Origin of the sequence: Erwinia rhapontici (assembly GCF_012271765.1) — a bacterium.
GTDB classification, from domain to species: domain Bacteria; phylum Pseudomonadota; class Gammaproteobacteria; order Enterobacterales; family Enterobacteriaceae; genus Erwinia; species Erwinia rhapontici.
Genome location: NZ_VRKO01000005.1, coordinates 233,101 through 243,268, shown reverse-complemented (window position 1 = coordinate 243,268; position 10,168 = coordinate 233,101). Strand labels below are relative to the sequence as shown.

Genomic DNA, 10,168 nt, shown 5'->3' with positions numbered 1-10,168 from the left:
GTCACACTAACCTAAGTGATTCCCACCCGTGACACCATGCACCTCTGCCGTGACATAACTTGATTCCTGCGAAGCCAGATAAACATAAATCGGTGCCAGCTCCGCAGGCTGCCCTGCCCGCTTCATCGGCGTCTGCTGACCAAATTCCGGGATCTTATCCTGCGTCTGCCCACCCGCTATCTGCAACGCCGTCCAGATGGGGCCCGGTGCCACACAGTTCACCCGAATACCTTTATCGATAATCTGCTTCGCCAGCGCCCGGGTATACGCGAGGATCGCCGCCTTGGTGGACGCATAATCCAGCAGATGCGCACTCGGCTGATAGGCCTGAATGGATGACGTAGTAATGATGCTGCCGCCCGCCGGCATATGGGGGATGGCCGCCTGTGTGATCCAGTAAAGCGCGAAAACGTTGGTCTCATACGTCTTGCGGAACTGCTCGGTGGTGAGGTCGGCAATGTGCTCTACCGCCACCTGTTTACCGGCGACCAGCGCCAGGATGTCCAGGCCACCCAGCAGCTCCCGGGCGTCTTCCACCAGTTTTTTGCTGAAGGCCTCATCACTGATGTCCCCCGGCAGCAGTACGGCTTTACGTCCCGCCTGCTCAACCAGCCTGGCAACCTCTTCGGCATCGCGCTGCTCATCCGGCAAATAAGAGAGCGCCACGTCCGCCCCTTCACGAGCATAGGCTATCGCCGCCGCACGGCCAATACCGGAGTCGGCACCGGTCACCAGCGCCTTACGCCCTTTCAGTCGTTCACTGCCACGATAGCTGTTTTCACCACAATCCGGCCGTGGGCGCATATCGGCCTGCACGCCCGGTGCAGGTTGACGCTGCTTCGGGTACTCAGTGGCGGGATACTGGGTGAGAGGATTCTGCATTTCATATTGGTCTGCCATGGTTCCTCCGGCTGTTGATAACAGTTTTATTCACCAATAAGGCTAGTCAGCACTCAGAGCATGTCGAGGGCGGAAACAGGGAAAACGAACCATCCTGTTGATATGCGGTACGAAAAAGAAAAATAAGAAATGCAATAAAATATAACCAAATGTGAACTGTCATTGAAGATTGCCCGAAGACGGTGCAGAAAGGTGTACAGATTTTAAACTCAACATCTCCTGTTAATTTTTGATTACCAATGTAAATAAATTGTAAATTAACAGAGTGATCGCCATCACATACATGACTGCCCTGGCAGGATAAAAACGAGAGAAACACAAAAAGGATGCGGTCATGGCGATAACCCCCCAGCTCAATACATCGCGGCAAGGCGGTGCGAAAACAATCTTCAACGTTACCAGCGGTAACTTCCTCGAAATGTACGATTTCATGGTGTTTGGCTATTACGCCACCGCCATTGCCAAAACCTTCTTCCCCGGGGATGACCCCTTCGCCTCACTGATGCTGACGCTGATGACCTTCGGCGCAGGATTTCTGATGCGTCCGCTGGGGGCAATTATCCTCGGCGCATATATTGACCAGCATGGACGTCGTAAGGGGTTACTGCTCACACTCGGGCTAATGGCGATGGGTACACTGACCATTGCGGTTGTACCGGGCTACAGCACCCTTGGCATGGCCGCCCCGATCCTGATCCTGCTGGGGCGTTTGCTCCAGGGATTCTCAGCCGGGGTCGAACTGGGCGGTGTGTCGGTGTATCTGTCAGAGATCGCGCCAAAGGGCAAAAAAGGCTTCTACGTCAGCTGGCAATCTGGCAGTCAGCAGATTGCGGTGATCTTCGCGGCACTACTGGGCCTGCTGCTTAACCATCTGCTGGATAAAGGCCAGGTGACCGAATGGGGCTGGCGCATTCCCTTCGTCATCGGCTGTATGATTGTGCCGTTCCTGTTCTGGATCCGCCGGATGCTGGAGGAGACAGAAGCCTTTAGCCAGCGTAAACATCACCCGACGATGCGTCAGATCATGCACTCGGTTGGCAGTAACTGGGCGCTGATCCTCGCCGGCATGCTGATGGTGGTCACCACCACGGTGATGTTCTATATGATCACCGCGTTTACCCCTACGTTCGGCAAAACAGTGCTGATGATGAGCGACAGAGAGAGCTTCTTTGTCACGCTGTGCGTTGGGGTCTCCAATCTGATCTGGCTGCCGCTAATGGGTTCTCTCTCTGACCGCTACGGTCGCCGCCCGCTGTTACTGCTGTTTACCGTGCTGATGATTCTTACTGCCTGGCCGGTGCTGCACTGGCTGGTCGGCTCGCCCAGCCTAACCCATCTGCTGGAAGCGGAACTGTGGCTCTCCTTCCTGTATGGCAGCTATAACGGGGCCATGGTGGTGTATCTGACGGAGGTGATGCCGGCTGAAGTGCGGGCGACGGGGTTCTCCCTGGCGTATAGCCTGGCGACTGCGCTGTTTGGCGGTTTTACACCCGCGATATGCAGCTATCTGATTCATGTTACCGGAGATAAAGCGATGCCGGGCGTATGGCTGACGATTGCCGCGCTATGCGGGCTGGCAGGCTCGTTGATGATTAAGCGGTTGGTGAAGCAGTATCAGGTACGGCGTCTGAAAGAGCCGGCGATTCAGGTATAAACGAAAGGGGCGACCAGAAATGGTCGCCCCTGCGAGATTATTTACTGACGGTTTCCATGCCCATCAGGCCAATCTTCAGATACCCGGCCTGGCGCAGTTTATCCATCACGCCCATCAGGGTTTCATAATCGACCGACTTATCCGCCTGGAAGAAAATGGTCGTGTCTTTCTTGCCTTCAGTCTGCTTAATCAGCGTATCGACCAGCGTTTCCTGCGTCACGGCATCGTTACCGATAAACAGCTGACGGTCGGCTTTGATCGACAGATACACCGGTTTTTCAGGGCGCGGCTGCGGCGAACTGGTGGACGCAGGCAGATTGACGCGCACGTCAACGGTGGCCAGTGGCGCGGCGACCATAAAGATAATCAGCAGCACCAGCATGACGTCGATAAACGGCGTCACGTTAATTTCGTGCATTTCACCGTTGCTATCGAGATCTTCGTTTAATCGCATTGCCATAATGCTTAACCTACCCGCAGTTTCTGCGCAGACTGAACGCGATGGGCACCTTCGCTGGCAGCGAGGTCAAGGTCGCGGCTCTGTAACAGCAGAACCTGTGCCGCCACATCGCCAAGTGAGGCTTTGTAGCTGCCGATCGTACGGGCAAAGACGTTATAGATCACTACCGCAGGGATCGCCGCAACCAGACCGATAGCGGTGGCCAGCAGTGCTTCAGCAATACCGGGAGCAACAACGGCCAGGTTAGTGGTCTGCGTTTTTGCAATGCCGATGAAGCTGTTCATAATGCCCCAGACCGTACCGAACAGACCGACAAACGGTGCAATCGCACCAATGGTTGCGAGGAAGCCGTTACCACGACCGGCATGACGGCTGAAAGCCGCAACGCGACGCTCAAGGCGGAAACCGGTACGCTCTTTGATGCCGGTGTTGTCGTCAGAACCGGCTGACAGTTCCAGCTCGTTTTCCGCTTCTTTCACCAACAGCGTGCTGAGACTGTGGCCTTTAAAGCTCTCACACACCTGAGAGGCTTCTTCCAGCGAACGTACATTCGCCAGCAACTGCTGCTCACGTTTCAGACGCTTACGCGCAGCGCTCAGCTCAATGCTTTTGCTGAAGAAAATAGCCCAGGTGACAACGGACGCCAACAGAAGGCCAATCATCACCGCTTTAACCACGATGTCTGCATGCTGATACATGCCCCAGACGGACAGGTCCATCTGCATCAAATCATTTGTCACGCTGTGTCTCCAACGTCAATTGCTGATAGCGAAAAATTCTATCGCGGATCATACCAAAACAGCGGGGAATTGATAGTAGTTCTCATTACTATTTACAACTTTCTGGACGTTTTATGCTCGTTTCGTTGATTACCGGAACCGACTTTCGCACTGATGGTGAATTTTCATCACTTATGCGCCTGTCGAATTTCCCCTGAACGGCTACCGTGTTAACGTTAAAAAAAGGGTAAAAATGACACAGGATTTTTATGAGCAGCGAAAAAATTGAAACGGCACTGATTCGTGCCGGACGTAGCAAACGTTATACCCAGGGATCCGTAAACACAGTGATTCAGCGTGCTTCTTCACTGGTATTCGATACGGTTGCCGACAAAAAACGGGCCACTGCCGGACGGGCAGACGGCGAGCTGTTTTACGGGCGCCGTGGCACCCTGACCCACTTTTCATTGCAGGAAGCGATGACCGAGCTGGAAGGCGGTGCCGGCTGTGCACTCTACCCTTGCGGTGCGGCAGCGGTGGCCAATGCTATCCTCGCCTTTGTTTCCGCCGGGGATAATGTGCTGATGAGCGGCAGCGTCTATGAGCCAACGCAGGATTTCTGCACCAAAATCCTGAGTAAAATGAATGTGAGCACCACCTGGTTTGATCACACCATCGGCAGCGAGATCGCCGAAAAGGTGCAGCCCAATACGCGCGTGGTGTTTCTGGAGTCTCCGGCGTCGATCACTATGGAAGTGCAGGACGTTCCGGCGATCGTTGCGGCAATCCGCAGCAAAGCTCCCGACGCGATCATTATGATCGACAATACCTGGGGCGCAGGCATTTTGTTCCGCGCGCTGGATTTTGGCGTAGATATCTCCATTCAGGCGGGCACCAAATATCTGATTGGTCATTCCGATGCGATGATTGGCACCGCCGTCGCTAATGCACGCTGCTGGGAACAGCTGCGGGAAAACTCCTATCTGATGGGGCAAATGGTCGATGCCGATACGGCTTATATGGCCAGCCGTGGCCTGCGCACCCTGGCGGTGCGTCTGCGCCAGCATGAAGAGAGCAGCCTGCGCGTGGCGCACTGGCTGGCAGAGCGTCCTGAAGTGGCGGTGGTCAACCATCCGGCACTGCCGCAGTGCAAAGGCCATGCATTCTGGAAGCGAGATTTCACCGGCAGCAGCGGCCTGTTCTCCTTTGTGCTGAAGGAAAAACTGAGTCATACGCAGCTGGCACATTACCTCGACCACTTCACTCACTTCAGTATGGCGTACTCCTGGGGCGGCTATGAATCATTGATTCTGGCTAACCAGCCAGAAGAACTCGCGGCGATCCGTCCGGCGGGCGGTGTGGATTTCACCGGTACGCTGGTACGCCTGCATATAGGACTGGAAAACGTGGACGATTTGATTGATGACCTGGCCGCCGGTTTTGCCCGCCTGAGCCGCTGAATCCCCGAAACCTCAACAATTGATCAATGGCGTCTCGGGTTCGCGCCTTTGATCAAGGTGTTGGCACTCATTTACAGTTACACTAAGCAACGAAGTTTCGATAGCCAGAATAATGGGTGTTTTCTATAGCCAACGAGCTGGCGCTACAGCAAGGCGCCAGGTATGAAGGCGAAGCGGTCACGGGATAAAGAATGAGTGTACTACACGAGATTGTTCAGGCGCTCTGGCATCAGGATTTTGCCGCGCTGGCCAATCCGGATGTAATTTGGATCGTTTACGGGATTATGTTCCTGACGTTGTTCTTAGAAAATGGCCTGTTGCCCGCCGCATTTTTGCCGGGTGACAGCCTGCTGCTGCTGGCAGGTGCCATGATCGCCAAAGGCGTGATGACATTTATTCCGACGCTGCTGATTCTGACCACGGCCGCCAGTCTGGGCTGCTGGCTGGGCTATATTCAGGGACGCTGGCTGGGGAATACCCGGCTGGTCAAAGGCTGGTTACTGCATCTGCCCGCACAGTATCATCAACGCGCATGGCATCTGTTTAATCGTCACGGTCTGATGGCGTTACTGGTAGGGCGTTTTCTGGCCTTCGTGCGCACAATTCTGCCAACGCTGGCGGGGATTTCGGGCCTGAAAAACGGCCGTTTTCAGCTATTCAACTGGCTGAGTGGCCTGCTATGGGTCACGATTTTGGTGGGCTTTGGCTACAGTATCAGTCAGGTGCCGTTTATTAAACGCCATGAAGATCAGGTGATGGCCTGCCTGATGGTTCTGCCGCTGGTGATGCTCTCGATTGGTTTAGTCGGCAGTATTGCGCTGGTCGTGAAAGGCAAAAAAGCCCGGTAAGACCGGGCTTTTTGATCAACGGGGCAACAGCGGTTGCTCTTCCCCGTCATAGTGCGTTTTACAGCTGTTCTGCCGTCTTTTCAACCAGCGCCAGCAGGGTTTTAATATCCTGCAAGGTGACCGTTGGGTTCAGTAACGTCATCTTCAGGCAGGTTACCCCGTCCGATTCCGTCACACCCACGTTGGCACGGCCCGAATCCAGCAAGGCATCACCAATTTTCTGGTTGATCAGTGCAATCGCCGCGTCATCGGCAGTCGCCAGCGACGCCGGACGATAGCGGAACAATACGCTCGCCAGCTGTGGCTGCATCACCAGCTCCAGTGATGGCTGCTCAGTGACATACTGCGCCACGTCTTGTGCCAGCGTCACACCGTGATCGATGATTTCAGCGTACTGCTGCTGACCTAATGCTTCCAGCCCCATCCACAGTTTTAACGCATCAAAACGGCGCGTGGTCTGCAAGGATTTGGACACCAGATTCGGCACGCCCTGCGCTTCGTCGAACTCTGAGTTCAGGTAAGCCGCCTGGTAACGCATCAGCTCATAGTGACGGGCTTCTTTCAACAGGAACGCCCCGCAGCTGATGGTCTGGAAGAACTGCTTGTGGAAGTCCAGGGTAATGGAATCCACCAGCTCAATGCCGTCCAGGTAGTCGCGGTATTTCTCAGACAGCAACAGCGCGCCGCCCCATGCCGCATCCACGTGCACCCAGATTTTATGCTGTGCCGCCAGTTCAGCAATCGCCCGCAGCGGGTCGATAGCGCCCGCATCGGTAGTGCCTGCTGTCGCCACAATCGCCAGAATCTGTTCGCCATTAGCCTGCGCCTGCGCGACTTTCTCAGCTAAGTCGTTGATGTCCATCCGCGCAAAGCGGTCGGTTTTCACCAGCGTCACGGAGCGGTAACCCAGCCCCATCAGCGCCATATTTTTCTGCACGGAGAAGTGGGCGTTCTCAGAACACAGCACTTTGATCTTGCGCAGGTCGCCTGGCAGGCCATCCTGCTGAACAGAGTGGCCCCTGGCGGCAAAGAAAGCATCACGTGCCAGCATCAGGCCCATCAGATTGCTCTGGGTGCCGCCACTGGTGAAGACGCCCGCATCACCCGCCTGATAGCCTACCTGAGTACGCAGCCATTCAATCAGCTTCATCTCAATGATGGTGGCTGACGGGCTTTGATCCCAGGAGTCCATGCTCTGGTTGGTGGCGTTGATCAGGACTTCAGCCGCCTGGCTCACCACCAGGCTTGGGCAATGAAGGTGAGCGACGCACTGTGGGTGATGCACCGACAGGCTGTCTTTTAAGAAGAACTCAACCGCACGCTCAATGGCGGCCTGGTTGCCCAGACCCTGAGAAGTAAAGTCCAGTTGGATACGTTCACGCAGCTCAGCAACACTTTTACCCTGATACATCTCAGGCTGCTGCAGCCACTGCACGACGGCTTCACTGGTCTGTTTGATCGCTTGCTGGTACGCATCGGTGCTTTGCACCGAGGCGGCCAGAATCGGGTTTAACCGGGACATCAACTTACTCCAGTTAAGACTGTTTAACGCCAGCAGACAGCAGGGCGTGTTCAAATTTATCCAGGAAAATACCCAGCTCTTCCTGGGTGATCAACAGAGATGGCAACAGACGCAGCACACAACCGTTACGCCCACCACGCTCCAGGATCAGACCGTTTTCGAAGCATTTTTTCTGGATCAGCGCAGACAGATCGCCATCAGCCGGGTAGCAACCCATATGATCTGGCGCTTCCTGCGGCTTCACGAATTCGATACCGATCATCAGGCCCAGGCCACGAATATGGCCGATGGCCGGATAACGTGTTTGCAGCTCAGCCAGTTTGCCTTTCAGCCACTCGCCCTGCTGCGCCACTTTATCGGCAACATTGTTGTTTTTCAGGATCTTCAGCGTGGTCAGGCCGGTTGCCATCGCCAGCTGGTTGCCACGGAAGGTGCCGGTGTGGTGGCCAGGAGACCAGGCATCGAATTTCTTCTTAATGCCCAACACCGCCAGTGGCAGACCGCCGCCGACCGCTTTAGACATCACGATGATGTCCGGCTGAATGCCCGCGTGTTCAAAGGCGAAGAATTTACCAGTACGGGCAAAGCCAGCCTGAACTTCATCAATGATCAGCAGAATGCCGTGCTCTTCGGTCACTTTACGGATGCGTTGCAGCCACTCAACCGGCGCCGGGTTCACCCCGCCTTCGCCCTGCACCGCTTCCAGGATCACGGCTGCAGGTTTGCGCACACCGCTCTCAACGTCGTTGATCAGGTTTTCGAAGTAGTAAGTTAATGCTTTTACGCCAGCATCACCGCCAATGCCCAGCGGGCAACGGTACAGATGTGGGTAAGGCATAAACTGCACTTCTGGCATCATACCATCGACGGCTTCTTTCGGTGACAGGTTACCCGTCACAGACAGTGCGCCGTGGGTCATACCGTGATAGCCACCGGAGAAGCTGATCACACCGGCACGACCGGTAACTTTTTTCGCCAGCTTCAGCGCAGCTTCTACCGCATCCGCACCGGAAGGACCTGTGAACTGCAGGCAGTACTCTTTACCTTGCTCTGGCAGTAATGACAGCAGGTATTCTGAGAACTGATCTTTCAACGGCGTGGTCAGGTCTAGAGTATGTAACGGCAAGCCGCTGGTAATGACATTCTGGATGCTCTGTAAAACGTCCGGATGGTTATGTCCAAGGGCCAGCGTTCCCGCGCCAGCAAGGCAGTCAAGATATTGATTATTCTCAACATCTGTAATCCAAACACCCTGAGCTTTCGCAATTGCAAACGGCAATTTGCGCGGATAGCTCCTTACATTAGATTCAAACTCGGCCTGTCTGGCCAAATAGGTCTCATTGTTTCCATCAAAAGATTTGGCATCTAAAGCATCAATACGGACTTTATCCGTCATCATATCTCTCCTACAACCGGGGGTGTCAGTCACGCCGCAGTTGAATTAATTGAATTAAAGTGAATGGGTACCCTGCATAAAACGCGGCCAATATATGGCTTTTTAACTCTCTTCTCAATAATTTATTTTATTTAGATTTTCTTACTATTTATCAATGTGTTGTTGTTTTTTGGCCCGTAAACCTTTGATATAGTGCCCCCTGCCGGATCTGACGGCTATCCCGCCTGGCGCATCCGCATCATTTCTTCCCCTGGCGTAACGCCAAAATAGCGCTTAAATTCGCGTGAAAACTGCGACGGACTCTCATATCCCACCTTAATGGCGGCCACGCTGGCCTTCATACCTTCCTGCAACATCATCATGCGCGCCTGGTGCAGGCGATAGCTTTTCAGATACTGCAACGGCGAGGTGCTGGTGACCGCTTTGAAGTTATGATGAAACGCAGACACACTCATATTGGCTTCGGCGGCCAACAGGTCCACGCTCAGGCTGTCGGTAAAATGGTGCTCAATACGCCGTAAGGCACGGGCAATCTGGCTGAACTGCGTCTGCCGACTGACCAGCGCCAGCAGCGCGCCGCCGCACGGCCCTTGCAGGACGTGATAGAGAATTTCCCGCACTATCTGCGGCCCCAACACGCGGGCATCGCGCGGGTGGCTCATCACATCCAGCAGGCGCTCGGTGGCACACAGCATCTCTTCCGTCAGCAGCGCGGAGTGGATTCCGCGCGTTTGCGGTTCCGGATGGAAGCCATCGTCTTCACCGATATCAATCAGCAGATCCTGTAGCTTCAGCGCATCTACGCGCAGTGACAATCCCGCCAGCGGCAGCTCCGGCGTCGCAAAGGTTTCGCATTCAAACGGCAGCGGGACGGTCAGCATCAGATATTTGGTGGCGTCATACTGGAACTCGCTGTTACCGAGGTAACCCGTTTTCTGCCCCTGAAACAGGATCACAATGGCGGGCTGGTACATCACCGGCTGACGTGCCCAGTAGCGATCGGCGTACATTAGCGTGATGCCCGGCACCGGAGCCAGTCGTTCTTTATCGCCCGTCACCAGGCCGATGACCTGTTGCGCCAGTCGGGCGCAGATTGCCTGTCGATCCATTATTGCTCCCCATTTACCGAAAGAAACCCGGCGCTATCATCGCCCGCACATTGCCATTTCTCCAGCCTTTTGGAGAATCAGGCAAGAAACAGGCAGGAAT

At 54.8% G+C, this 10,168-nt stretch carries 9 protein-coding genes; 3 read left to right on the top strand and 6 right to left on the bottom strand.

The genetic code is table 11. The features are described 5' to 3' along the window. Positions 1-6: 6 nt before the first annotated feature. Positions 7-900 carry an SDR family oxidoreductase gene (locus FVB43_RS04245; RefSeq protein ID WP_133843791.1) on the bottom strand — a complete coding sequence of 298 codons (894 nt, stop codon included), beginning with the start codon at positions 898-900 and terminating at the stop codon, positions 7-9. A gap of 334 nt (positions 901-1,234) precedes the next feature. Here FVB43_RS04245 and tcuC point away from each other — a divergent pair, with 334 nt between their 5' ends. Next, the gene (tcuC, locus tag FVB43_RS04240; RefSeq protein ID WP_133843793.1) at positions 1,235-2,554 is read left to right on the top strand and encodes an MFS transporter; all 1,320 of its coding nucleotides are present in this window, start codon (positions 1,235-1,237) and stop codon (positions 2,552-2,554) included. 37 nt (positions 2,555-2,591) lie between these two features. Here tcuC and exbD read toward each other — a convergent pair whose 3' ends face one another. Together exbD and exbB are read right to left on the bottom strand one after the other, a co-directional pair. Continuing rightward, positions 2,592-3,014, bottom strand: a complete 423-nt coding sequence (gene exbD / locus FVB43_RS04235) for a TonB system transport protein ExbD (RefSeq protein ID WP_133843795.1) — start codon at positions 3,012-3,014, stop codon at positions 2,592-2,594. Positions 3,015-3,019: 5 nt separating this feature from the next. Next, positions 3,020-3,754: a tol-pal system-associated acyl-CoA thioesterase gene (gene exbB, locus FVB43_RS04230; protein ID WP_159337358.1), complete on the bottom strand. Its 735-nt coding sequence runs from the start codon at positions 3,752-3,754 to the stop codon at positions 3,020-3,022. A gap of 248 nt (positions 3,755-4,002) precedes the next feature. Here exbB and metC point away from each other — a divergent pair, with 248 nt between their 5' ends. Both metC and FVB43_RS04220 read left to right on the top strand, forming a co-directional pair. Then, entirely contained in the window at positions 4,003-5,193 is a 1,191-nt protein-coding gene (gene metC, locus FVB43_RS04225) for a cystathionine beta-lyase (protein ID WP_133843799.1), read from the top strand. Positions 5,194-5,384: 191 nt separating this feature from the next. Continuing rightward, positions 5,385-6,041 (top strand): DedA family protein, encoded by a 657-nt coding sequence (locus FVB43_RS04220; protein ID WP_133843801.1) that lies wholly within the window; start codon positions 5,385-5,387, stop codon positions 6,039-6,041. Positions 6,042-6,099: 58 nt separating this feature from the next. Here FVB43_RS04220 and FVB43_RS04215 read toward each other — a convergent pair whose 3' ends face one another. The 3 genes from FVB43_RS04215 to FVB43_RS04205 form a co-directional block, all read right to left on the bottom strand. Further along, complete coding sequence (locus tag FVB43_RS04215) at positions 6,100-7,563, bottom strand: pyridoxal phosphate-dependent decarboxylase family protein (protein WP_167863424.1); 1,464 nt, start codon at positions 7,561-7,563, stop codon at positions 6,100-6,102. Between the two features lie 13 nt (positions 7,564-7,576). Next, a complete protein-coding gene (locus FVB43_RS04210) occupies positions 7,577-8,959 on the bottom strand; it encodes a diaminobutyrate--2-oxoglutarate transaminase (RefSeq protein WP_133844234.1) in 1,383 nt (460 codons plus the stop codon). Between the two features lie 215 nt (positions 8,960-9,174). Continuing rightward, complete coding sequence (locus FVB43_RS04205; protein ID WP_167863423.1) at positions 9,175-10,068, bottom strand: AraC family transcriptional regulator; 894 nt, start codon at positions 10,066-10,068, stop codon at positions 9,175-9,177. Positions 10,069-10,168 lie beyond the last annotated feature (100 nt).

What these genes read in the sequence shown, in the direction of transcription:
- tcuC (WP_133843793.1), top strand. Translation starts at nt 1,235, where the DNA reads ATGGCGATAACCCCCCAGCTCAATACATCGCGGCAAGGCGGTGCGAAA.
- exbD (WP_133843795.1), bottom strand. Translation starts at nt 3,014, where the DNA reads ATGGCAATGCGATTAAACGAAGATCTCGATAGCAACGGTGAAATGCAC.
- FVB43_RS04220 (WP_133843801.1), top strand. Translation starts at nt 5,385, where the DNA reads ATGAGTGTACTACACGAGATTGTTCAGGCGCTCTGGCATCAGGATTTT.
- FVB43_RS04205 (WP_167863423.1), bottom strand. Translation starts at nt 10,068, where the DNA reads ATGGATCGACAGGCAATCTGCGCCCGACTGGCGCAACAGGTCATCGGC.
- FVB43_RS04245 (WP_133843791.1), bottom strand. Translation starts at nt 900, where the DNA reads ATGGCAGACCAATATGAAATGCAGAATCCTCTCACCCAGTATCCCGCC.
- metC (WP_133843799.1), top strand. Translation starts at nt 4,003, where the DNA reads ATGAGCAGCGAAAAAATTGAAACGGCACTGATTCGTGCCGGACGTAGC.
- FVB43_RS04210 (WP_133844234.1), bottom strand. Translation starts at nt 8,959, where the DNA reads ATGACGGATAAAGTCCGTATTGATGCTTTAGATGCCAAATCTTTTGAT.
- FVB43_RS04215 (WP_167863424.1), bottom strand. Translation starts at nt 7,563, where the DNA reads ATGTCCCGGTTAAACCCGATTCTGGCCGCCTCGGTGCAAAGCACCGAT.